19 protein-coding genes are annotated in these 22,457 nt (G+C 60.5%); 3 read left to right on the forward strand and 16 right to left on the reverse strand.

Going from position 1 to position 22,457, the window contains the following annotated elements; genetic code table 11:
* Window positions 1-99: 99 nt before the first annotated feature.
* The gene (locus ACF8GF_RS11815) at window positions 100-1,107 is read right to left on the reverse strand and encodes an amidohydrolase family protein (RefSeq protein ID WP_176682178.1); all 1,008 of its coding nucleotides are present in this window, start codon (window positions 1,105-1,107) and stop codon (window positions 100-102) included.
* Window positions 1,108-1,223: 116 nt separating this feature from the next.
* On the opposite strand from ACF8GF_RS11815, the gene ACF8GF_RS11820 reads away from it, so the two are divergent.
* The gene (locus tag ACF8GF_RS11820; protein ID WP_176682177.1) at window positions 1,224-2,087 is read left to right on the forward strand and encodes a pirin family protein; all 864 of its coding nucleotides are present in this window, start codon (window positions 1,224-1,226) and stop codon (window positions 2,085-2,087) included.
* Window positions 2,088-2,482: 395 nt separating this feature from the next.
* Here ACF8GF_RS11820 and ACF8GF_RS11825 read toward each other — a convergent pair whose 3' ends face one another.
* The 4 genes from ACF8GF_RS11825 to ACF8GF_RS11840 form a co-directional block, all read right to left on the reverse strand.
* The gene (locus ACF8GF_RS11825) at window positions 2,483-3,208 is read right to left on the reverse strand and encodes a dienelactone hydrolase family protein (RefSeq protein WP_176682176.1); all 726 of its coding nucleotides are present in this window, start codon (window positions 3,206-3,208) and stop codon (window positions 2,483-2,485) included.
* A 78-nt stretch (window positions 3,209-3,286) separates the two neighbouring features.
* Complete coding sequence (htpG, locus tag ACF8GF_RS11830) at window positions 3,287-5,191, reverse strand: molecular chaperone HtpG (protein WP_176682175.1); 1,905 nt, start codon at window positions 5,189-5,191, stop codon at window positions 3,287-3,289.
* Between the two features lie 69 nt (window positions 5,192-5,260).
* Window positions 5,261-5,743 (reverse strand): PaaI family thioesterase, encoded by a 483-nt coding sequence (locus ACF8GF_RS11835; RefSeq protein WP_392487673.1) that lies wholly within the window; start codon window positions 5,741-5,743, stop codon window positions 5,261-5,263.
* Window positions 5,740-6,216 carry a PaaI family thioesterase gene (locus ACF8GF_RS11840; RefSeq protein WP_010954945.1) on the reverse strand — a complete coding sequence of 159 codons (477 nt, stop codon included), beginning with the start codon at window positions 6,214-6,216 and terminating at the stop codon, window positions 5,740-5,742. The genes ACF8GF_RS11835 and ACF8GF_RS11840 overlap by 4 nt, the downstream gene beginning before the upstream one ends.
* Before the next feature lie 154 nt (window positions 6,217-6,370).
* Here ACF8GF_RS11840 and ACF8GF_RS11845 point away from each other — a divergent pair, with 154 nt between their 5' ends.
* Complete coding sequence (locus ACF8GF_RS11845) at window positions 6,371-6,655, forward strand: hypothetical protein (RefSeq protein WP_392487674.1); 285 nt, start codon at window positions 6,371-6,373, stop codon at window positions 6,653-6,655.
* Between the two features lie 67 nt (window positions 6,656-6,722).
* Here the strand turns inward: ACF8GF_RS11845 and ACF8GF_RS11850 are convergent, their stop codons facing one another.
* From ACF8GF_RS11850 to sdhC, 11 genes are all read right to left on the reverse strand, one after another.
* Entirely contained in the window at window positions 6,723-7,472 is a 750-nt protein-coding gene (locus tag ACF8GF_RS11850; RefSeq protein WP_176682173.1) for a DUF599 domain-containing protein, read from the reverse strand.
* A gap of 235 nt (window positions 7,473-7,707) precedes the next feature.
* Window positions 7,708-9,021 (reverse strand): branched-chain amino acid transport system II carrier protein, encoded by a 1,314-nt coding sequence (brnQ, locus tag ACF8GF_RS11855; RefSeq protein WP_176682172.1) that lies wholly within the window; start codon window positions 9,019-9,021, stop codon window positions 7,708-7,710.
* Between the two features lie 403 nt (window positions 9,022-9,424).
* Window positions 9,425-10,309, reverse strand: a complete 885-nt coding sequence (gene sucD, locus ACF8GF_RS11860) for a succinate--CoA ligase subunit alpha (protein WP_003254203.1) — start codon at window positions 10,307-10,309, stop codon at window positions 9,425-9,427.
* On the reverse strand, window positions 10,309-11,475 hold the full coding sequence (gene sucC / locus ACF8GF_RS11865) for an ADP-forming succinate--CoA ligase subunit beta (RefSeq protein ID WP_003254205.1): 1,167 nt from the start codon (window positions 11,473-11,475) through the stop codon (window positions 10,309-10,311). The genes sucD and sucC overlap by 1 nt, the downstream gene beginning before the upstream one ends.
* A gap of 171 nt (window positions 11,476-11,646) precedes the next feature.
* A complete protein-coding gene (gene lpdA, locus ACF8GF_RS11870) occupies window positions 11,647-13,083 on the reverse strand; it encodes a dihydrolipoyl dehydrogenase (protein WP_392487675.1) in 1,437 nt (478 codons plus the stop codon).
* A gap of 96 nt (window positions 13,084-13,179) precedes the next feature.
* Entirely contained in the window at window positions 13,180-14,403 is a 1,224-nt protein-coding gene (gene odhB / locus ACF8GF_RS11875) for a 2-oxoglutarate dehydrogenase complex dihydrolipoyllysine-residue succinyltransferase (RefSeq protein ID WP_021784849.1), read from the reverse strand.
* 42 nt (window positions 14,404-14,445) lie between these two features.
* Complete coding sequence (locus ACF8GF_RS11880) at window positions 14,446-17,277, reverse strand: 2-oxoglutarate dehydrogenase E1 component (RefSeq protein WP_021784848.1); 2,832 nt, start codon at window positions 17,275-17,277, stop codon at window positions 14,446-14,448.
* 246 nt (window positions 17,278-17,523) lie between these two features.
* The gene (locus ACF8GF_RS11885) at window positions 17,524-18,228 is read right to left on the reverse strand and encodes a succinate dehydrogenase iron-sulfur subunit (RefSeq protein ID WP_003254212.1); all 705 of its coding nucleotides are present in this window, start codon (window positions 18,226-18,228) and stop codon (window positions 17,524-17,526) included.
* A gap of 11 nt (window positions 18,229-18,239) precedes the next feature.
* The gene (sdhA, locus tag ACF8GF_RS11890; RefSeq protein ID WP_003254213.1) at window positions 18,240-20,012 is read right to left on the reverse strand and encodes a succinate dehydrogenase flavoprotein subunit; all 1,773 of its coding nucleotides are present in this window, start codon (window positions 20,010-20,012) and stop codon (window positions 18,240-18,242) included.
* Window positions 20,013-20,015: 3 nt separating this feature from the next.
* Complete coding sequence (gene sdhD, locus ACF8GF_RS11895) at window positions 20,016-20,384, reverse strand: succinate dehydrogenase, hydrophobic membrane anchor protein (RefSeq protein WP_003254214.1); 369 nt, start codon at window positions 20,382-20,384, stop codon at window positions 20,016-20,018.
* The gene (gene sdhC / locus ACF8GF_RS11900) at window positions 20,378-20,764 is read right to left on the reverse strand and encodes a succinate dehydrogenase, cytochrome b556 subunit (protein ID WP_008091902.1); all 387 of its coding nucleotides are present in this window, start codon (window positions 20,762-20,764) and stop codon (window positions 20,378-20,380) included. Before sdhC ends, sdhD begins: the two co-directional genes overlap by 7 nt.
* 352 nt (window positions 20,765-21,116) lie before the next feature.
* On the opposite strand from sdhC, the gene gltA reads away from it, so the two are divergent.
* Window positions 21,117-22,406, forward strand: coding sequence for a citrate synthase (gltA, locus tag ACF8GF_RS11905; RefSeq protein WP_021784847.1), 1,290 nt, complete (start codon window positions 21,117-21,119; stop codon window positions 22,404-22,406).
* Window positions 22,407-22,457 lie beyond the last annotated feature (51 nt).

The following is a 22,457-nucleotide window of genomic DNA, read 5'->3' on the forward strand; positions in this document are numbered from 1 at the left end:
CTGGTTCGGGGCGTTTTTGTTTGGGTTGCCTGTGCTGGCCTCTTCGCGGGTAAACCCGCTCCTACACAGGTCATTTGCAGTGTTTTTGGTCATTGCAGGCTAATCGCGCGCCTTGGGCAACACCGCCAGAAAGTTCTCCCGGGCCACCTTGTGCGCCACCGCCTCCGGCAAGGCATCCAGAAACGGCTTGAACCCGTGCATCTGTTCCCCCAGGCTGCCAAACCGCCCCACCACATCCGACCCCAGCATGAAGCGCTCCGGGTACTTCTCGACCAGCGCCAGCCATTCCTTGCGCGGCACGCCGTGCTTATCCAGCAAATACGGCTGCAGCACACTCCACGACAGATCGACATACAGGTTCGGGTAGTCCTCCAGCAATCGCGTCAGTACTGGCAGTAGAAAGTCCATCTGCGTCTGGTGGCGGTGTATCTCCATGCTGCTGCCGGCATGCGCCCAGATGAATCGCGTATGCGGGTGATTGCGCAGCGGCTCTTCGATCTCCGCCAGGTACAGCGGGTTGCGCTCGCGCTTGGAAGTGATGTTGGAATGCAGGAGCACCGGTAGATCGCGCTCGGCCGCCAGATGATAGATGCGCGTCATGGCCTCGTTGTTGGCGCGCGGCGTGTCCCCACTGGTCAGCGCTGTCAGATCATCGTGACGAGTAAACACCTCGCCGATGCCCTGCCAAAGGCCCGGGTACAAATCGAGCATGCGCTCGATATGGCTGACCGCATTCTTGTCCACCGGGTTGAAACCGCTGAGGAATGGGTGGAAGCGCTTGCGCTGCTCACTTGGCAATTGCTGCAGCGCCGCCGCCACGTAAGTATCGGTAGCGCTGTACCAGTAGGCATCAGCGTCATCACCGGCGTAGTAGCGCGGGCGCTTGGGTTCGTCTTCGTGCCATTTCTTGGCCACTGGTATTCCGGAAATCATCGACTGCTCGATACCCGCAGCATCCATGGCCTCAAGCAGGGCCGGCATGCCTTCGCTTTCCTGGAAAAAGTCCACGTAATGCAAATGGGCATCGCTGTAGCGGTAGTCGCGTGCCTGGGCCGCCTGGCTTAGACAGGCAGACAACATCACGCAGGCCAGCGCTCTGGCAATCATGGGCAGGTTCCTTATCCGAGTATGAAAACAGTAGACCGGCCGGCCAACGCGACGGTTCAGCCACAGCAGGCAAACCGTTATGCTTGAAGCACTGTCACCTCGCCTGGAGCCGTCCCATGAGCAGCCCCCTGGTCATTCACCCCCGTGCCGAATCGGTCGAGGGCCAGCCGATCCTCCGCCCGCTGCCGTCAGCCCAGTGCCGCAGCGTCGGCCCGTTCGTGTTTTTCGACCACATGCTCGAAACGGACTATGCCCCGGGGCATGGCATGGACATCCGCCAACATCCGCATATCGGCTTGTCGACCCTGACCTACCTGTTCGAAGGCGCAATCCTGCACAAGGACAGCCTTGGCTCGGCGCAGCGAGTGCTGCCAGGTGATGTCAGCTGGATGACTGCGGGCAGCGGCGTCGCGCATGTCGAGCGCACCCCCGAGGATGCCCTGGCCCATGGCTCGCGCCTGCATGGGCTGCAGGTATGGCTGGCATCGCCGCGCGAGTTTGAGCAAGGCCCGGCAAGCTACAGCCATCACCCCGCCGCGAGCTTGCCCGTCAGTGACAGCTTGGGTGTACGTATCTGCATGATTGCTGGCAGCGGGTTCTGCTTGAAGTCCCCAGTGCCGGTGCTGTCCCCTACCCTTTATGCGCACGTTCAGATGCAGCCGGCGACCACCTTGCTGGTACCGAATGAGCATGTGCAGCGGGCGCTGTACCTGCTCGATGGTGAGTTGACGATGAACGATGAAGACGTGGAACCGTGCAGCCTGGTAGTACTGCCGGAGGGGGAAGAGGTGACGTTGTATGCGGAGGGTGAATGCCAATTGGTACTGATTGGCGGTGCACCGCTGGATGGGCCGCGTCGGATGAACTGGAATTTCGTGGCCAGCGACCCGGAGCTGATCGAGCGGGCCCGGGCCAGGTGGGCTGCGGGGGATTGGCCGGTGGTGCCGGGGGAACATTCCAGGATCGAGTTACCTCGGTGATCGGGGGTGGACACAGGTCGACGGCTGGGCGCAGCCCGTCGTGTAGGAGCGGGTTTACCCGCGAAGAGGCCGGACCTGCCGGCCAATTTCCACCCGCCGTTCACCGTTGATGCCGCTACCGTATTCGCGGGTAAACCCGCTCCTACACCTGATCAGGGGTGAACGCACATTGGTGATTGGGCGCAGGCCGTCGCGTAGGAGCGGGTTCACCCGCGAAAGGGCCGGCCCTGCTGGCCAATCTCCACCCGCTGTTCACCGTTGCCGCCGCCACCGTATTCGCGGGTAAACCCGCTCCTACACCTGATCAGGGGTGAACGCACATTGGTGATTGGGCGCAGGCCGTCGCGTAGGAGCGGGTTTACCCGCGAAGGGCTGCAAAGCAGCCCCCTGCAATCTCAGCGCTGGAACACTTCACTCAGCAGATTATGCATCGAACGGAACGCTCGCTCGGAAGTGCGCCGGTCGTACTGCATCTTGCCCGGCACGTTGGCATTCGGGTCGGTAAACGAGTGCACCGCACCGCCATAACTGAGCAACTGCCAGTCCACCTTGGCCGCGTTCATCTCGTCCTCGAATGCCGGCAGTTGTTCTCTAGGCACCAATGGGTCGGAGGCACCATGCAACACCAGCACCGAACCCTTGATGCGCTTGGCATCTTCCGGGTTCGGCGTATCCAGAGTACCGTGGAACGACACTGCCGCGCGCAGGTCGGCGCCGCTACGGGCCAGCTCCAGGGCGCAGCAGCCACCGAAGCAGAAGCCGAAGGTAGCCACCTTGCCAGGCTCCAGCAGCGCCTTCGACTGGCCCAACAATTGCGCCAAGGCTTCCTGCATGCGTTTGCGCAGTTCGTCACGGTCATTCTTCAGCGGCATCATCGCCACGCCTGCCTCATCGGCATTGGACGGGCGCACCGATTGCCCGTAGAGGTCGGCAATCAACACCACATAGCCCTTCTCGGCGACTTCCTTGGCGATACGCTCGGCACCTTCGCCAATGCCCATCCAGTTCGGCGCCATCACCAGGCCCGGACGGCCCAGCGCCCCCGGCTCATAGACCAAACGGCTTTCATAGGCCTTGCCGGACAGGTGATAAACCAGCGACTCGACGATAACTTTGCTCATCTAGCACTCCTTTGGCACTTTTCACAAAAAGGCAGCCATGAAAAAAGCCCGCCGAAGCGGGCTTTCCTATGCATCAACTCAAGCAGACAGCTCGACCAGTAGCTTGTTCAGGCGACGAACGTACGCCGCCGGGTCCTTCAAGCTGTCACCGGCCGCCAGGGCCGCCTGATCGAACAGGATGTGCGACAGCTCGGCGAAACGGTCTTCGCTCTGCTCGTGGTCCAACTTCTCGATCAGCGGGTGACTCGGGTTGAACTCGAAGATCGGCTTGGACTCCGGCACTTTCTGCCCGCTGGCTTCCAGAATCTGGCGCATCTGCAGGCCCAGGTCCTGCTCGCCGATGGCCAGGATTGCCGGCGAGTCGGTCAGGCGGTGCGATACGCGCACTTCGGCCACGGTGTCACCCAGCGCACCTTTCAGTCGCTCGACCAAACCTTCCTTGTCCTTGGCGACTTCTTCCTGGGCTTTCTTGTCTTCTTCCGAATCCAGCTTGCCCAGGTCCAGGTCGCCACGGGCGATATCGACAAAGGCCTTGCCGTCGAATTCGTTGAGGTAGCTCATCAGCCACTCGTCGATGCGGTCAGTCAGCAGCAGCACTTCGATGCCTTTCTTGCGGAAGACTTCCAGGTGCGGGCTGTTCTTGACCTGCGCGTACGACTCGCCGGTGAGGTAATAGATCTTGTCCTGACCTTCCTTGGCACGGGCCAGGTAGTCGGCCAGGGCGACGCTCTGCTCACCGCTGTCGTCCTGGGTGGACGCAAAGCGCAGCAGGCCGGCGATTTTCTCCTTGTTGGCGAAGTCTTCGGCCGGGCCCTCTTTCAGCACCTGACCGAAGTTTTTCCAGAAGCCCTTGTACTGCTCGGGTTCGTTCTTCGCCAGCTTCTCCAGCATGTCCAGCACGCGCTTGGTCAGCGCGGTTTTCATCGAATCGATGATCGGGTCTTTCTGCAGGATTTCACGCGACACGTTCAGCGACAGGTCGTTGGAATCGACCACACCCTTGATGAAGCGCAGGTACAGCGGCAGGAACGACTCGGCCTGGTCCATGATGAACACACGCTGCACGTACAGCTTCAGGCCACGCGGCGCTTCGCGCTGGTACAGGTCGAACGGCGCACGGGCCGGCACGTACAGCAGCGAGTTGTATTCGAGCTTGCCTTCGACCTTGTTGTGGCTCCAGGCCAGCGGGTTTTCGAAGTCATGGCCGATGTGCTTGTAGAACTCCTGGTACTCCTCGTCCTTCACCTCGGTGCGCGAACGGGTCCACAGGGCGCTGGCGCGGTTGACGGTTTCCCACTCTTCGGCCGGCTGCTCTTCACCCTCGGCGGCGGCCTGCTCTTTCGGCAGCTGGATCGGCAGGGCGATGTGGTCGGAGTACTTCTTGACCACGTTGCGCAGGCGCCAGCCATCGGCGAACTCCTGTTCGTCCTTCTTCAGGTGCAGGACGATACGGGTACCACGCTGTGGTTTGTCGATGGTGGCGACTTCGAATTCGCCCTCGCCTTTCGACGACCAGTGCACACCTTCCGCCGCTGGCTGACCAGCACGGCGGCTGTACACATCGACCTTGTCGGCAACGATGAACGCGGAGTAGAAGCCCACGCCGAACTGACCGATCAGGTGCGAGTCCTTCTTCTGGTCACCGGTGAGGTTCTTCATGAAGTCGGCAGTGCCGGACTTGGCGATGGTGCCCAGGTGGGTAATGACGTCTTCGCGGCTCATGCCGATGCCGTTGTCCTCGAGGGTCACGGTACCAGCGTCCTTGTCGAAGCTCAGGCGAATCTTCAGGTCAGTATCGCCCTCGAACAGCTCTGGCTTGGCCAACGCTTCGAAACGCAGCTTGTCGGCGGCGTCGGAAGCATTGGAAATCAGCTCCCGCAGGAAGATTTCCTTGTTCGAGTACAGCGAGTGAATCATGAGGTGCAGCAGTTGCTTCACCTCGGTCTGGAAGCCCAGCGTTTCCTTTTGTGTTTCCACAGTCATGGTCTTCGAAACTCCGATCTGATGGCGATGGCGCCTGGCGGCCGATTCGGCCAGCGTTAACGGCGGATGTCATGCAGATGGGGGCTGCCCGGATGATTTCAAGGGCTTTTCCGGTTCGATCTTGAAATGCGCACGGGCCGTGGCAATCGGCGACTGCCTGTCGCCCTGCCACGCGGTGATGGCCACGTTGGTCACCCGCCGGCCCTGGCGCCACAGCTGGCACTGGGCGTAGGTATCGCGAAAATGCCCGGCGCGCAGGTAGTCGACAGAAAAGTCGATGATCTTCGGAATGCTTGCGCTCTCGCTGTAGATCAGCAGGTACAGCGCTGCCGACAGCTCCATGAAGCCGGCGATCACGCCGCCATGAATGGCCGGTAACAGCGGGTTGCCGATATTGTCAGGGCTGGCCGGCAGGCGGAACAACAAGTCATCGCCCTGACGCTCGCATTCGATGCCGACCAGCCCGGCATAGGGAATCAGCGCCAGCAATGGTCGATAGTCGCCCACCGCATGGGCGGCGTTGAGCTGCTGGCGCACCGCGCGCGGAATCATGCCTTGCCCTCCTTCAGACTGTCGCCGAAACGGATGCCGCCCTTGATGTCCTGGCCCAGGCGCATGAACGTGCCCACCACCTGGCAGATGGGCTGGTCGGGGTCGTCCTGGTAGGCGGTGCCACGGGTGAAGATCACGTCGCGGGTAACACGGTAGCACTGGGCGTGACCGTAGATGTCCTTGCCGGCCTCAGCAGGGTGCATGTAGTCGATGCGCAGGTCCAACGTCGGGCACACTTCGAAGCGCGGCAACACACACAACGTGGCCATGCCACAGGTGGTGTCCATCAGCGTGGTCAGCGCCCCGCCGTGCACAGCACCAGTTTGCGGGTTGCCGACAATGGCCGGCGACCACGGCAGGACCAGGGTCATGCCATCGCCATCAGCCTGCGCCACGCGCATCTGCAACAACTGACAATGTTTTAAAGCCGAGAGAAAGCGCTCGGCCATTGCCATCAAGGTTGAATCGCTCATTGGCTGTTCCCATTGGCCGCAGGGCGGCTTCATGAATTCGTTGAAAAGTCTATATAGAATGAGGCGTTATATATCTGTAATCTTCGTTGAACTTATTCCGCGTAGTGGCACTCGAAGGAACAAGTCACTTATTCCACCAAGGAGATACACCCCCATGCGTAAACCTTTTGCTTTTGCTCTGATGCTGGCCGCTGCCATGGGCCTGGCTGCTTGCGATAAAGCGAGCGAAGACAAAGCCCAAGACGCACAGCAACACGCCGAGCAAGCCCAGGAAAAAATGGGTGAAGCTCAGGATAAGATGAACGAAGCAGCCGAGGAAAACGCTGAAGCTGCCAAAGATCAGACCGAAGCCGAGCAGAAGGCTGCCGAAGAAGCCGCTCCGGCTACTCCGGCGCCAGAAGCGGCTCCAGCTACTCCGGCAGAACCCGCCAAGCAATAATTGGCTGAAACAAAAAAACCCGACGACGTCGGGTTTTTTTGTGCCTGCAAAGTTTCGATTAATCGTTTCAGTTAGAGGCTACGGAGCTTTCCTTGGCAGGCTCCGACAATACACTTTCGGTCGGTGTGAACACCATCACATCGAGTACATCCGAATGGAACTCTCGACGGTACAGAATCAGCACTACTCCCACACTCATCGCCATGAACAACCATGGGCTGATGAACCAGCTCAACATGGCCATTCCGAAGTAATAAGAACGCAGCCCCAGGTTGAACTGGTTAGCCGCCAACGACAATACCCGCGCCGCCCGTGAAGCGAACGCCTTGCGCTCCAGCTCGTTGACCAGCCGTTCGCCGATCATCGGCGCCGAGCCCACCAGCACGGCGGCAAAGTTGTATTGGCGCATGCACCAGCTGAACGTGAAGAAGGCATAGACAAATACCATGGCCAGGCACAGCAGCTTGATCTCCGACATGCCTTGGGATGTTTGCTGAACCAGCGGCAGGTCGGCCAGCAACGACAGTGCCCGGTCGGAGGCACCGAGCACGGTGAGGATGCCAGCCAGAATGATCAGGGTGCTGGAGGCAAAGAACGAGGCGTTGCGCTCCAGGTTACCGATCACGCTGGCATCGGCGATGCGGTTGTCGCGCAGCAACATGCGGCGCATCCAGTCTTCACGGTACAGGTGCAGCACACTGGCCAGGCACGCGGTGTCGCGCCCCTTCCAGATCGCATAGCGGGTATAGCCACCCCAGCAAAGGGCGAACCAGGCGATGGCCAGCAGGTTGTTGAGGTTGCTTTGGATGAAGTTCATGCAGGGTTCCCGAAAGGGCCATGTGCCTAAAGGATAGGGACCGGATTTCGACGCTGGCAAGCGGCAAAAGGCACACCTGCACAGTGAAAAATGCCTGACCTGCTGCGAAGAGACCGCAACAGGCAACCAACGAAAAGCCCCGCATCCTTTCGGATACGGGGCTCTCTTGTTTTCACCCTTGGCGCGCACCCTACGGCTTGTGGCCGGTGCCGCCCTCAGGCTTCGACTTGTACGGTCAGGCCAACGCCTCGCGCGGCTTGCCGAGCATGCGGTCGCAGGCCACGGCACCCACCAGGGTCACCACCGACGGTACCAGCCAAGCCATACCGGCATCACTCAATGGCAGGTGCGCCATGAAGTCTGGCAACATGTGGGCAAGGCTACTGCCCTTGATCGCATCGACCATGCCGAACAGCAGCGAGACCAGCATCACGGGTGCCAGGATGCGCGTTGGCGAGTTCCACAGGTCTTTGACGAAGCTCAGACCGACCACCACGATGCACGGCGGATAGATGGCGGTGAGCACCGGGATCGAGAACATGATCAACTTGGTCAGGCCAAGGTTGGAGATCAGCAGCGAGAAGCCGGCGAGGATCACCACCAGCGCGCGGTACGACAGCGGCAGGATCTGGCTGAAGTACTCGGCACAGGCACAGGTCAGACCAACCGCAGTCACCAGGCAGGCCAGCGCGATCAGCACGGCCAGGAAGCCGCTGCCCAGCGAACCGAAGGTGTGCTGTACGTAGGCATGCAGCACCGCCGCACCGTTGGTGGCGTCAGCGGCAATGTCGTGGCTGGTGGCACCCAGGCGGAACAGGCTGATGTAGACCAGGGCCAGCCCGACACCGGCGATCAGGCCGGCGATGATGGCGTAGCGGGTGATCAGCCTCGGCGACTCGACACCGCGCGAACGAATGGCATTGACAATGACGATACCGAACACCAGGGCACCCAGGGTATCCATGGTCAGGTAGCCATCGGAGAAGCCCTTGGAGAACGCAGCGGCGGCATAGGCAGGCTGTGCTTCACCAATGGTACCGGCGGGCAACGCGAAGGCAGCGATACCCAGCACCGCCAGGGCAATGATCTTCAACGGCGCCAGGAAGCGGCCCACGGTGTCGAGCAACTTGCCAGGGTACATGGACACGGCCAGCACGACGATGAAGTACACCAGGCTGTAGATGAACAGCGCCAGCGGGCTTTCACCGGTCAGCGGTGCAACGCCTACTTCGAACGACACGGTCGCCGTACGCGGGGTGGCGAACAGCGGGCCGACCGACAGGTAGCACACAGCCGCCAGCAGGCCGCCGAAGAACTTGCCGATCGGGCTGCTCAGTGCATCCATGCCACCACCGACCTTGGCCAAGGCGACAACGGTGATGACCGGCAGGCCCACGGCAGTGACCAGGAAGCCCAAGGCCGCCATCCAGACGTGCGGGCCAGACTGCAGACCGACGATAGGCGGGAAGATGATATTGCCTGCACCCACGAAAAGCGCAAACGTCATAAAGCCAAGCGCCAGGATATCCTGGCCTTTGAGAACTTTCATTTAAGGTAGTACCACACTGCTGAAATCGGGATTCGAGAGGGGATTTCCCTTTGGGTAAGGGGAAATGCTGCCCGGCTTGATAGGCCAGACCCGTTTAGCGTGTCGTTCCCTTTTGGGGTACGGGCACAGAGTGAACGCGTAATGTAACTGGTTTGTCAGTCAAACGCACTGGCACAGTGCTGCTTGTCCGATGTGCGTACATGTTTGTCGTCTGTGTGACCGAGGACGGCAAGTATTATCCTCGGATTGAAACATTCGTCTGCGTGAAAATTCCTATTAAACCTATCGAAGAATCTCTATTGCCAGCACCGGCCTCTTCGCGGGTAAACCCGCTCCTACGAACCCCACATACGACAAAGGCCACCCGAAGGTGGCCTCTGTGCGCGTGGGGGGTGTAGCAGTATTACTTCTTGGCTTCCCAGCCAGTCAGCTCGGCCAGGGCCTTGCCAATGTCAGCCAGGGAACGCACGGTCTTCACACCCGCGTCCTGCAGGGCGGCGAACTTCTCGTCCGCAGTACCCTTGCCGCCGGAGATGATGGCGCCAGCGTGGCCCATGCGCTTGCCCGCAGGTGCAGTAACACCGGCGATGTAGGAAACGACAGGCTTGGTGACGTGGGCCTTGATGTAGGCCGCGGCTTCTTCTTCAGCCGAACCGCCGATCTCACCGATCATGACGATCGCTTCGGTCTTCGGGTCTTCCTGGAACAGCTTCAGGATGTCGATGAAGTTGGAGCCCGGGATCGGGTCACCGCCGATGCCGACACAGGTCGACTGGCCGAAGCCGGCGTCGGTGGTCTGCTTCACAGCTTCATAGGTCAGGGTGCCGGAACGCGAAACGATACCGACCTTGCCTGGCAGGTGGATGTGGCCTGGCATGATGCCGATCTTGCACTCGCCCGGGGTGATGACACCTGGGCAGTTAGGGCCGATCAGGGTAACGCCCAGCTCGTCGCACTTGACCTTGGCATCCAGCATGTCCAGGGTAGGAATGCCTTCGGTGATGCAGACGATCAGCTTGATGCCGCCGAAGGCCGCTTCCAGGATCGAGTCTTTGCAGAACGGAGCCGGTACATAGATGACCGAAGCGTCAGCGCCGGTCGCTTCCACGGCTTCCTTGACGGTGTTGAACACCGGCAGGCCCAGGTGGGTGGTGCCACCCTTGCCTGGGGTTACGCCGCCGACCATCTTGGTGCCGTAGGCAATGGCCTGTTCGGAGTGGAAAGTACCCTGCGAGCCGGTGAAGCCCTGGCAGATGACTTTGGTGTCTTTATTGATCAGGACGCTCATTACTTGCCCTCCGCAGCTTTGACAACTTGTTGAGCAGCGTCGGTCAGGCTGGTTGCCGCAATGATGTTCAAACCGCTTTCTGCCAGTACTTTAGCGCCCAGTTCGGCGTTGTTGCCTTCGAGGCGAACGACGACCGGAACTTTGACGCCGACTTCTTTCACTGCACCAATGATGCCTTCGGCAATCATGTCGCAGCGAACGATGCCGCCGAAGATGTTGACCAGAACGGCCGCGACATTGCTGTCGGACAGAATGATCTTGAACGCTTCGGTTACGCGCTCTTTGGTAGCACCACCGCCAACGTCAAGGAAGTTGGCCGGCTTGCCGCCGTGCAGGTTGACGATGTCCATGGTACCCATGGCCAGGCCGGCACCGTTGACCATGCAGCCGATGTTGCCTTCAAGGGCAACGTAGTTCAGTTCGAACTTGGCAGCGTGGGCTTCACGGGCATCGTCCTGCGACGGGTCGTGGAAGGTTTTCAGCTTCGGCTGACGGTACATGGCGTTGGCGTCGATGTTGATCTTGGCATCGAGGCAGTGCAGGTCGCCATCGGCCTTGATCACCAGCGGGTTCACTTCCAGCAGCGCCAGGTCGTGGTCCTTGAACAGCTTGGCCAGGCCAACGAAGATCTTGGCGAACTGTTGAACTTGCTTGCCTTCCAGGCCCAGCTGGAATGCCAGCTCGCGACCCTGGAACGGCTGAGCGCCGACCAGTGGGTCGATGGTGGCCTTGAGGATTTTCTCAGGCGTTTCGTGAGCGACTTTCTCGATGTCCACGCCACCTTCGGTGGAAGCCATGAACACGATACGGCGGCTCGAACGATCGACTACAGCGCCCAGGTACAGCTCTTTGGCGATGTCAGTGCAGGATTCGACCAGAATCTTGGAGACGGGTTGACCGTTGGCATCGGTCTGGTAGGTAACCAGATTCTTGCCCAACCACTGTGCAGCGAACGCCTTGGCGTCTTCCTTGCTGCGCACCAGCTTTACGCCGCCCGCTTTACCGCGACCACCCGCGTGAACCTGGGCCTTTACAACCCACTCGTTCCCGCCGATCTTGTCGCAGGCTTCTGCAGCTTGCTCAGGGGTATCGACTGCGAAACCCTTGGAAACTGGCAGGCCGTATTCAGCGAACAGCTGCTTACCCTGATACTCGTGAAGATTCATGCTTTTTACCGTCTTCGTTAGGTACTGCGCTTCGGCGCTGCGCCATCAGTGGCGCCGCACCACCTGTGACCGTTGACCCCGGGTTTCCCGTGTGATCCGGTCCGGCGGACTTTCCGCGGTGAGTCATGCACGCAAGACTCACGACGGGCAGCCCGCCGTGGTTTCTTATAATTAACGCTTCTTACGGTTGGCCACGTGAATGGCGCCGCCATTCACCGCCAGCGCTGCTTCATGCAACGCTTCGGACAGGGTTGGATGGCTGAAGACCATCATGCCCAGATCCTCGGCACTGGTGCCGAATTCCATTGCGATTGCGCCCTGCTGCACCAGTTCGGCAGCCGATGGGCCAATCACGTGAACACCCAGAACGCGGTCGGTCTTGGCATCGGCGATGACCTTGACGAAACCACCGGTGTCGTTGGCAGCCATCGCACGGCCGCTGGCCGCGAACGGGAAGGTGCCCACGTTAACCTCAACGCCCTCGGCCTTCAAGGCCTGTTCGGTCTTGCCGACCCACGCGATTTCCGGGTGGGTGTAGATGACCGACGGGATCAGGTCGTAGTTCATCTGGGCCTTGTGGCCCTTGATGCGCTCGACGACCATGATGCCCTCTTCCGAAGCCTTGTGGGCCAGCATCATGCCGCGTACCACGTCACCGATGGCGTACACGCCCGGAACGCTGGTGGCGCAGTAATCGTCGACGAAGATGTAACCACGCTCGTCGATGTTCACGCCGCTGTCGGAAGCCAGCAGATCGGTGGTCACCGGGCGACGGCCGACTGCGACAATCAGCTTGTCGAAGGTGATCTTCTGCTCGCCTTCGGCGTTGGTGTAGGTCACTTCGACTTCATTGCCGTTGACTTTCGAGCCGGTGACGCGAGCGCCCAGCTTGATGTCCAGGCCTTGCTTGGTCAGGGTCTTCTGGGCTTCTTTCGACACGGCGGTGTCGGCAGCCATCAGGAAGGTGTCCAGGGCTTCCAGCACGGTGACTTCAGCACCCAGGCGAGCCCATACCGAGCCCAGCTCCAGGCCGATCACGCCTGCACCGATAACGCCCAGGCGCTTCGGTACGGCCTGGAATTCCAGGGCGCCGGTGGAGTCGACGATGACGTTCTGGTCGACCGGAGCCGGCGGAATGTCGATCGGGCGCGAGCCGGAAGCCAGGATCACGTTCTCGGCTTCGATGATTTCGGTGGTGCCGTCAGCCTTGGTGACTTCGACCTTCTTGCCAGCCAGCAGCTTGCCGTGGCCCTGGATCGAAGTAACGCCGTTGGCCTTGAACAGGGTGGCAACGCCACCGGTCAGGTTCTTGACGATGCCAGCCTTGCGGCCAACCATCGCGGCGACGTCCATCTTCACTTCGCCAGTGGAGATACCGTGGACGTTGAAGCTCTCTTTGGCTTCCTTGTACTTCCAGGAGCTGTCCAGCAGCGCCTTGGAAGGAATGCAACCTACGTTCAGGCAGGTGCCGCCCAGGGCCAGCTTGCCCTCGGCGTCGGTGTACTTCTCGATACAGGCAGTCTTCAGACCAAGTTGGGCAGCCTTGATGGCAGCTACATAGCCGCCAGGACCTGCACCAATCACCACTACGTCGAATTTCTGGGTCATAAAAGATTCCTTTTTAGCTTCAAGCGGCAAGCTGCAAGCCGCAAGACCAGCAGGCTTCAGCTTGAAGCTTGCGGCTTGCAGCTTACAGCTGCGCGATTAGATGTCCAGCAGCAGGCGGGACGGATCTTCCAGCAGGTTCTTGATAGTGACCAGGAAGGTTACCGCTTCCTTGCCGTCGATCAGGCGGTGATCGTACGACAGCGCCAGGTACATCATCGGGCGAATCACGACCTGGCCGTTGATGGCCATCGGGCGCTGGATGATGTTGTGCATGCCGAGAATGGCGGCCTGCGGCGGGTTGACGATCGGGGTCGACATCATCGAACCGAAGGTACCACCGTTGGTGATGGTGAAGGTGCCACCGGTCATTTCTTCGATGGCCAGTTTGCCGTCACGGGCCTTCTTGCCGAAGGTAGCGATGCCGTTCTCGATTTCAGCCAGGCTCATCGACTCGGCGTTACGCAGCACCGGCACCACCAGGCCACGGTCGCTGGACACGGCAACACCGACGTCGGCGAAGCCGTGGTAGACGATGTCGTTGCCGTCGATCGAGGCGTTCACGGCCGGGAAGCGCTTCAGCGCTTCGGTAGCAGCCTTGACGAAGAACGACATGAAGCCCAGGCGCACGCCATTGTGGGTCTTCTCGAACAGGTCCTTGTACTTCGAGCGCAGGGCCATGACTTCGGTCATGTCCACTTCGTTGAAGGTGGTCAGCATCGCCATGTTGGACTGGGCTTCGACCAGACGCTCGGCGATCTTGGCACGCAGGCGGGTCATCGGCACGCGCTTCTCGGTACGGTCGCCAGCGGCGACGACAACCGGGGCAGCGGCAGCAGCGGCAGGCTTGGCAGCCGGTGCAGCGGCAGGTGCCGACTTCTTGTTGGCAACAGCAGCAACCACGTCTTCCTTGGTGACGCGACCGCCTTTACCGGTACCTGCCACGGTAGCCAGGTCGATGCCGTTTTCTTCAGCCAGCTTGCGCGCGGCCGGGGCAGCGATCGGGTCATCTTCGCCGGCGTCAGCGGCAGCAGCGGCCGGAGCAGCAGCAGGAGCGGCTGCCGCGGCTGGTGCTGCGGCAGCACCGCCTTCAACGATCGAACCCAGCAGTTCGTCGGACAGGACGGTGTCGCCCTCGCCCTTGACGATGTCACCCAGCACGCCATCGGCAGTAGCCAGTACTTCCAGGACAACCTTGTCAGTCTCGATGTCGACGATCAGCTCGTCACGCTTGACGGCTTCGCCCGGCTTCTTGTGCCAGGTGGCAACGGTGCCGTCGGCAACCGATTCCGGGAAGGTTGGGGCTTTGATCTCGATAGCCATTATCTGTGTTTCCTTAAATTCGGTTTCAGGTGCGCGAAGGCGTTAGACAGTGAAGGCGTCTTGCAGCAGTTTTTCCTGCTGTTCGACGTGCTTCGAAGCGTAACCACAGGCTGGCGCGGCAGAAGCGTCGCGACCGGCGTATTCCAGGGTCAGTGCCTTGTTGTGGCGGCCCAGGATACGGCGCATGTGGTGCTGGCTGCTGTACCAGGCGCCCTGGTTCATCGGCTCTTCCTGACACCAGACCGCATGCTTGAGGTTGGTGTAAGGCGCGAGGATTTCGACCAGATCGTCCTCAGGGAACGGATACAGCTGCTCGATACGCAGGATGGCAATGTCTTCGCGGCCTTCGGCACGGCGCTTTTCCAGCAGGTCGTAGTAGACCTTGCCGCTGCACAGCACCAGACGCTCGACCTTGGCCGGATCGATTGCGTCGATTTCCGGGATCACAGTCTGGAACGAGCCTTCTGCCAGGTCTTCCAGAGTCGAGATGGCCAGTTTGTGGCGCAGCAGCGACTTCGGCGTCAGGACTACCAGCGGCTTGCGCAGCGGGCGGATCACCTGGCGACGCAGCAGGTGGTAAATCTGTGCTGGCGTAGTCGGTACGCAGACCTGGATGTTGTGCTCGGCGCACAGCTGAAGGTAACGCTCCAGACGCGCGGAGGAGTGCTCCGGCCCCTGCCCTTCATAGCCGTGTGGCAGCAGCATGGTCAGACCGCACAGGCGACCCCACTTGTGCTCACCGCTGGTGATGAACTGGTCGATCACCACTTGCGCACCGTTGGCGAAGTCGCCGAACTGGGCTTCCCAGATCACCAGCGCGTTCGGCATGGTGGTGGAGTAGCCGTATTCGAAGGCCAGTACCGCCTCCTCGGACAGGAACGAATCGTACAGGTCGAAACGTGGCTGGCCCGGGAACAGGTTCTGCAACGGAATGTAGGTGCTGGCGTCCTTCTGGTTGTGCAGCACCGCGTGACGGTGCGAGAAGGTGCCACGGCCGATGTCCTGGCCGGTCATGCGGATCGGGTGACCTTCGAACTGCAGGGTGGCGTAAGCCATGGTCTCTGCATAACCCCAGTTGATCGGCAAGCCACCGGCCTGCATCTTCTGACGGTCTTCGTAGATCTTCGACACCTGACGCTGGACCACGAAACCTTCCGGCAGCTCGAGCAGCTTGGCCGACAGATCCTGCAGGGTCTTGAGGTCGAAACGGGTGTCGTGACGCGCGGTCCAGGCATGGCCCAGGTACGGACGCCAGTCGACGAACAGCTCGCGGTTCGGCTCCTTGACCAGGCTCTTCACCACGTGCAGGCCATTGTCCAGCGCGTTGCGGTACTCGTCGATTTTGGCCTGAGCGCGCTCGGCGTCGATGCGACCGGCCTGGATCAGTTGCTCGGCATACAGCTCACGGGTAGTGCGCTGCTTGCTGATTTGCTGGTACATCAGCGGCTGGGTGCCGTTAGGCTCGTCAGCCTCGTTGTGGCCACGGCGACGGTAGCAGACCAGGTCGATGACCACGTCACGCTTGAACTGCATGCGATAGTCGATGGCCAGCTGGGTGACGAACAGCACGGCTTCCGGGTCATCGCCGTTCACGTGCAGGATCGGTGCCTGGATCATCTTGGCAACGTCGGTCGCGTACTCGGTGGAGCGCGCATCCAGCGGGTTGCTGATGGTGAAACCAACCTGGTTGTTGATCACGATGTGCACGGTTCCGCCGGTCTTGAAACCGCGGGTCTGCGACATCTGGAAGGTTTCCATGACCACGCCCTGGCCAGCGAACGCAGCGTCGCCGTGGATCGAGATCGGCAGCACCTTGTCGCCAACGGTGTCGTTGCGGCGGTCCTGACGGGCGCGCACCGAACCCTCGACCACCGGCGAAACGATTTCCAGGTGGGACGGGTTGAACGCCATGGCCAGGTGCACTTCGCCACCCGGGGTCATCACGTTCGAGGAGAAGCCCTGGTGATACTTCACGTCACCGGAGCCCAGCTCGTTCATCTTCTTGCCTTCGAACTCGTCGAACAGCTCGCGCGGGTTCTTGCCGAAGGTGTTCACCAGCACGTTCAGGCGGCCACGGTGGGCCATGCCGATCACGACCTCCTTGGCGCCGTAAGAGCCGGAACGCTGGATCATTTCATCCAGCATCGGAATCAGGCTCTCGCCGCCTTCAAGGCCGAAACGCTTGGTGCCCGGGTACTTGGTGCCCAGGTACTTTTCCAGGCCCTCACCGGCGGTCACGCGCTCAAGCAGGTGGGCCTGCACGTCAGCGGAAAACTCCGGACGGCCGCGCACGCTTTCAAGGCGCTGCTGGAACCAGCTGCGCTGCTCGGAATCGACGATGTGGGTGAATTCGGCGCCAATGGTGCGACAATATGTCTTCTGGAGTGCATCGAAGATGTCGCGTAGGCTCGCCTCCTCTTTGCCGATGAACAGGTCGCCGGCACGGAAGGTCGTATCAAGATCGGCATTGGTCAAGCCGTAGTGATTGATCGACAGGTCTACTGGCGCAGGGCGCTGCCACAACCCCAACGGGTCGAGCTTGGCAGCCTGATGGCCGCGCATACGATAGGCCTGGATCAGTCGCAGAACTTCAACCTGCTTCTTCTCGTGTTCACTGCTCACGCTCCCGGCGGAAACCGGTTGGGCGCGGCGCTGGTTCTTTGCCAGCAGTACGAAATGGTCGCGGATTGTCGAGTGCGATACATCAGTAGCGGTGCTGCCGTCGGCTGGCAACTTCTGGAAGTAAGTGCGCCACTCTTCTGGCACAGCGTTAGGGTCGTGCAGGTAGAGCTCGTAGAGCTCTTCCACATATGCAGCGTTACCACCTGAAAGGTGGGCGCTATCCCACATGCGCTGCATCACGCTTTCTTGCATGCTTGGTCACCCTCGATTAGGGGACTGATCGGCGAGAGCCACAGCAAACCTGGAAAAGTCCGAAAACAGCGACTGAACCACGCCACCTGGATCCTGCTGATTTTCCGGGTACCAGCCCGGAAAGCCCCTGCTGGTCTCATATCTTCATAGGTAATGAACGCGGGCTTTGTGGGCCCTTGTTCGGGTTTTACCTCAGTGCGGGCTCACCACCCGCACCTCGGCTTATTGCAGGTACAACACTTTGTATCAGGTGCCGCTTTGCAGCAGCATGTTACGTACGTGACCGATTGCCTTGGTCGGGTTGAGACCTTTCGGGCAAACGTTTACGCAGTTCATGATCCCGCGGCAGCGGAATACGCTGAACGGGTCATCCAGGGACGCCAGGCGCTCCTGAGTCTTGGTATCGCGGCTGTCGGCAAGGAAGCGGTAAGCTTGCAGCAGTGCTGCCGGGCCCAGGAACTTGTCCGGGTTCCACCAGAACGACGGGCAGGAAGTCGAGCAGCAAGCGCACAGGATGCACTCGTACAGGCCGTCCAGCTTGTCACGGTCTTCCGGCGACTGCAGGCGCTCGATGGCCGGTGCCGGGGTGTCGTTCTGCAGGAACGGCTTCACCTTCTCGTACTGCTTGTAGAAGATGCTCATATCGACCACCAGGTCACGAATGACTGGCAGGCCTGGCAGCGGACGCAGAACCAGCTTGCCGCCCTTCACCACCGCCGACAACGGGGTGATGCAGGCCAGGCCGTTCTTGCCGTTCATGTTCATGCCATCGGAACCGCAGACGCCTTCACGGCAGGAGCGACGATACGAGAAACCCTCGTCCTTTTCCTTGATCAGTGCCAATACATCCAGCACCATCAGGTCCTTGCCGCCGGTATCGACGTCGAAGGACTCCATTTTCGGCGCCGAGTCGGTGTCCGGGTTGTAACGATAAACTTCGACTTTCAACATAGCAGCCACCCTTAGTAAGTCCGGACTTTTGGTTCGAAGGCTGGAACAGTCTTCGGCGCAAAGTTGACGCCGCGCTTGGCAACGCGCTTCTCACCCGGGTAGTACAGGGTGTGGCACAGCCAGTTTTCGTCGTCACGGTCTTCGAAGTCTTCACGGGCGTGAGCACCGCGGGACTCTTTACGGGCTTCGGCCGCGATGGCGGTAGCTTCGGCGACTTCCAGCAGGTTCTGCAGCTCCAGCGCTTCGATACGCGCGGTGTTGAAGGCCTGGGACTTGTCGTTGATCTTGACGTTGGCGATACGGTCACGCAGACCGGCCAGCTGCTCGATACCCTTCTGCATGTATTCGCCAGTACGGAATACACCGAAGTAGTTCTGCATGCAGCTCTGCAGCTCGCGCTTCAGGCTGGCAACGTCTTCACCGCTGGTACGCTCGTTGAGCTTGTTCAGGCGGTTCAGGGCAACATCGACGTCGGTGTCGCTGGCGTCGCGGTATTCCACGCCTTCGCTCAGCGCCTTCTCCAGGTGCAGGCCGGCAGCACGGCCGAACACCACCAGGTCGAGCAGCGAGTTGCCGCCCAGGCGGTTGGCACCGTGAACCGATACGCACGCCACTTCACCTACGGCGAACAGGCCCGGGATGATGTGATCCTGGCCGTCGGCGTCCATGGTGATGGCCTGGCCATGAATGTTGGTGGCAACGCCGCCCATCATGTAGTGGCAGGTCGGCACGACCGGCACCGGCGCGACCACAGGGTCGACGTGGGCGAAGGTCTTGGACAGCTCGCAGATACCTGGCAGGCGGCTGTGCAGCACTTCCTCGCCCAGGTGGTCCAGCTTCAGCAGTACGTGGTCCTTGTTCGGGCCCACGCCGTTGCCGGCGATGATTTCCTTGACCATGGAACGGGCAACCACGTCGCGGCCGGCCAGGTCTTTGGCGTTCGGCGCGTAACGCTCCATGAAGCGCTCGCCGTGGGCGTTGATCAGGTAGCCACCTTCACCGCGGCAACCCTCGGTGACCAGTACACCAGCGCCGGCGATACCGGTCGGGTGGAACTGCCACATTTCGATGTCCTGCACCGGCACGCCTGCACGCAGGGCCATGCCGATACCGTCACCGGTGTTGATCAGGGCGTTGGTGGTGGAAGCGTAGATACGGCCCGCACCGCCAGTGGCCAGCACGGTGGCCTTGGACTTGATGTACAGGGTTTCGCCGGTTTCGATGCAGATGGCGATCACACCAACGAATGCGCCGTCCTGGTTTTTCACCAGGTCAACTGCGTAGTACTCGTTGAGGAACGTGGTGCCAGCTTTCAGGTTGCCCTGGTACAGGGTGTGCAGCAGCGCGTGACCGGTACGGTCCGAAGCGGCACAGGTACGGGCGGCCTGACCACCTTTACCGAAGTCCTTGGACTGACCGCCGAACGGGCGCTGGTAGATGCGGCCGGTTTCGGTGCGCGAGAACGGCAGACCCATGTGATCCAGCTCGAAGACCGCAGCCGGGCCTTCCTGACACATGTATTCGATAGCGTCCTGGTCACCGATGTAGTCGGAACCCTTGACGGTATCGTACATGTGCCAGCGCCAGTCGTCGTTCGGGTCGGCCGAAGCGATGGCGCAGGTGATGCCGCCCTGGGCGGATACGGTGTGCGAACGGGTCGGGAAGACCTTGGTGACTACGGCAGTCTTGTGGCCGCCTTGAGCCAGTTGCAGCGCTGCGCGCATGCCGGCGCCGCCGCCACCGATGATGATGGCGTCGAAGGAAATGGTTGGAATGCTAGCCATGGATCAGATACCCCAGAGAATCTGCACACCCCAGACGAAGTAAGCGAACATCGCAACGCCGCATACCGCCTGGAACAGGAAACGAATCGCAGTTGCCGACTTGCCGAACGACATAGGCGTCAGGTAGTCGGTTGCAATGGTCCACATGCCGACCCAGGCGTGAGCGCCCAGGGCAACGAGGGCCAGCAGACTGAAGATCCGCATCGCGTTGTTGGAGAACAGACCATGCCACTGGGTGTAGTCGATGCCTGGGTGGGCGACCACGTAGCCGATCAGGAAGAGGAAGTAAGCCGCGAGAACGACCGCAGAAACGCGCTGCGCCATCCAGTCATAGAGGCCCGAACGCGACAGGTTCGTGACATTGGTTACCATACCCAAACTCCCACCAGAACGATCAGCACCACGGAGATGACGATCACGATTTTCGAGCCCAGCTTGCCGCCTTCCAGCGTCTCACCGATACCCATGTCCATGATCAGGTGTCGAACACCTGCCACGAGGTGATAAAGCAGGGCGGACAGCAGACCCCAGGTCACGAACTTGGCCAGCGGGCTGGTCAGACACGCCTTCACCTCACCGAAGCCTTCCTCGGAACCCAGCGACTTGCCCAGTGCATAAAGCATGATGGCAAGGCCGATGAACAGGATGACGCCGGAGATACGGTGCAGAATGGACGTGTACGCAGTGACGGGGAGCTTGATGGTCCTTAGGTCTAGGTTTACAGGTCGTTGGCTTTTCACGGCTTTTTTCACACTGAAGAGCCCCTAGCGAATCAGGGCAAAGTTGTTGGTAAGTGTACTGGTCAGGTACCCACCACCCAGGGAACGGCGACCCCCAGCAGTTCGGGCTTGCAAGCCCCTGGCGGTCGGGTGCCGAGTATAGACAGTTAGGCTGCTTATGACAACGTGACGGGGTAGCCCAAATAGCGCATTGCCTTTAATGAACAAAAGGCGTAAATGGGCGAGAATTTCGGGAAAAATCAGGCTTGAATGCTTGATTCAACAAGCCTTTAGGCAAATTGACATCTGAATTTATCCCTCTATAGTGGTGCGGGCCCTGCGTGGGGGGTCTGTCTGATGATTTCAAGCATTAATAGGAGGCCACATGGCTGACAAAAAAGCGCAGTTGGTCATCGAGGGCGCTGCCCCCGTCGAGCTGCCCATTTTAACCGGCACCGTTGGTCCTGATGTAATCGACGTCCGCGGGTTAGGGGCCACTGGTCACTTCACCTTCGACCCAGGTTTCATGGCGACTGCCTCGTGCGAGTCGAAGATCACCTATATTGACGGCGACAAAGGTATCCTGCTGCACCGCGGCTACCCGATCGAGCAACTCGCCGAACAGTCCGACTACCTCGAAACCTGCTACCTGCTGCTCAATGGCGAACTGCCGAATGCCGAGCAAAAGGCCCAGTTCGTCAGCACCGTCAAGAACCACACCATGGTTCACGAGCAGTTGAAGACCTTCTTCAACGGCTTCCGCCGCGACGCTCACCCCATGGCAGTGATGTGCGGCGTAGTCGGCGCCCTGTCGGCGTTCTATCACGACTCCCTGGACATCAATAACCCGCAACACCGCGAAATTTCCGCGGTGCGCCTGGTCGCCAAGATGCCGACCCTGGCCGCGATGGTTTACAAGTACTCCATGGGCCAGCCGATGATGTACCCGCGCAACGACCTGTCGTACGCGGAAAACTTCCTGCACATGATGTTCAACACCCCGTGCGAGATCAAACCGATCAGCCCGGTGCTGGCCAAGGCAATGGACCGGATCTTCATCCTCCACGCCGACCACGAGCAGAACGCCTCCACCTCCACCGTGCGCCTGGCCGGCTCGTCGGGTGCCAACCCGTTCGCCTGTATCGCCGCCGGTATCGCTGCATTGTGGGGCCCGGCCCACGGCGGTGCGAACGAAGCCGTACTGACCATGCTCGATGAAATCGGTGATGTTTCGAACATCGACAAATTCATCGCCAAGGCCAAGGACAAGAACGACCCGTTCAAGCTGATGGGCTTCGGTCATCGCGTGTACAAGAACCGCGACCCGCGCGCCACCGTGATGAAGCAGACCTGCGACGAAGTCCTGCGCGAGCTGGGCATCAAGAACGACCCGCAGCTGGAACTGGCCATGCGCCTGGAAGAGATCGCCCTCACCGATCCGTATTTCATCGAGCGCTCGCTGTACCCGAACGTCGACTTCTACTCGGGGATCATCCTCAAGGCAATCGGCATTCCGACCAGCATGTTCACCGTGATCTTCGCCCTGGCACGTACCGTGGGCTGGATCTCGCACTGGAAAGAAATGCTCTCCAGCCCGTACAAGATCGGCCGTCCGCGCCAGCTGTACACCGGCGAGCAAAAGCGCGACCTCGTTGCCCTGAAGGACCGCAAGTAAGCTGCAGTAGCCGAACGCAAGAAGGCTGCCCTCGGGCAGCCTTTTTTATTT

Origin of the sequence: Pseudomonas sp. yb_5 (assembly GCF_043103865.1) — a bacterium.
Taxonomy (GTDB): Bacteria; Pseudomonadota; Gammaproteobacteria; order Pseudomonadales; family Pseudomonadaceae; genus Aquipseudomonas; species Aquipseudomonas putida_Y.

What these genes read in the sequence shown, in the direction of transcription:
- ACF8GF_RS11815 (WP_176682178.1), bottom strand. Translation starts at nt 1,107, where the DNA reads ATGATTGCCAGAGCGCTGGCCTGCGTGATGTTGTCTGCCTGTCTAAGC.
- ACF8GF_RS11820 (WP_176682177.1), top strand. Translation starts at nt 1,224, where the DNA reads ATGAGCAGCCCCCTGGTCATTCACCCCCGTGCCGAATCGGTCGAGGGC.
- ACF8GF_RS11825 (WP_176682176.1), bottom strand. Translation starts at nt 3,208, where the DNA reads ATGAGCAAAGTTATCGTCGAGTCGCTGGTTTATCACCTGTCCGGCAAG.
- htpG (WP_176682175.1), bottom strand. Translation starts at nt 5,191, where the DNA reads ATGACTGTGGAAACACAAAAGGAAACGCTGGGCTTCCAGACCGAGGTG.
- ACF8GF_RS11835 (WP_392487673.1), bottom strand. Translation starts at nt 5,743, where the DNA reads ATGATTCCGCGCGCGGTGCGCCAGCAGCTCAACGCCGCCCATGCGGTG.
- ACF8GF_RS11840 (WP_010954945.1), bottom strand. Translation starts at nt 6,216, where the DNA reads ATGAGCGATTCAACCTTGATGGCAATGGCCGAGCGCTTTCTCTCGGCT.
- ACF8GF_RS11845 (WP_392487674.1), top strand. Translation starts at nt 6,371, where the DNA reads ATGCGTAAACCTTTTGCTTTTGCTCTGATGCTGGCCGCTGCCATGGGC.
- ACF8GF_RS11850 (WP_176682173.1), bottom strand. Translation starts at nt 7,472, where the DNA reads ATGAACTTCATCCAAAGCAACCTCAACAACCTGCTGGCCATCGCCTGG.
- brnQ (WP_176682172.1), bottom strand. Translation starts at nt 9,021, where the DNA reads ATGAAAGTTCTCAAAGGCCAGGATATCCTGGCGCTTGGCTTTATGACG.
- sucD (WP_003254203.1), bottom strand. Translation starts at nt 10,309, where the DNA reads ATGAGCGTCCTGATCAATAAAGACACCAAAGTCATCTGCCAGGGCTTC.
- sucC (WP_003254205.1), bottom strand. Translation starts at nt 11,475, where the DNA reads ATGAATCTTCACGAGTATCAGGGTAAGCAGCTGTTCGCTGAATACGGC.
- lpdA (WP_392487675.1), bottom strand. Translation starts at nt 13,083, where the DNA reads ATGACCCAGAAATTCGACGTAGTGGTGATTGGTGCAGGTCCTGGCGGC.
- odhB (WP_021784849.1), bottom strand. Translation starts at nt 14,403, where the DNA reads ATGGCTATCGAGATCAAAGCCCCAACCTTCCCGGAATCGGTTGCCGAC.
- ACF8GF_RS11880 (WP_021784848.1), bottom strand. Translation starts at nt 17,277, where the DNA reads ATGCAAGAAAGCGTGATGCAGCGCATGTGGGATAGCGCCCACCTTTCA.
- ACF8GF_RS11885 (WP_003254212.1), bottom strand. Translation starts at nt 18,228, where the DNA reads ATGTTGAAAGTCGAAGTTTATCGTTACAACCCGGACACCGACTCGGCG.
- sdhA (WP_003254213.1), bottom strand. Translation starts at nt 20,012, where the DNA reads ATGGCTAGCATTCCAACCATTTCCTTCGACGCCATCATCATCGGTGGC.
- sdhD (WP_003254214.1), bottom strand. Translation starts at nt 20,384, where the DNA reads ATGGTAACCAATGTCACGAACCTGTCGCGTTCGGGCCTCTATGACTGG.
- gltA (WP_021784847.1), top strand. Translation starts at nt 21,117, where the DNA reads ATGGCTGACAAAAAAGCGCAGTTGGTCATCGAGGGCGCTGCCCCCGTC.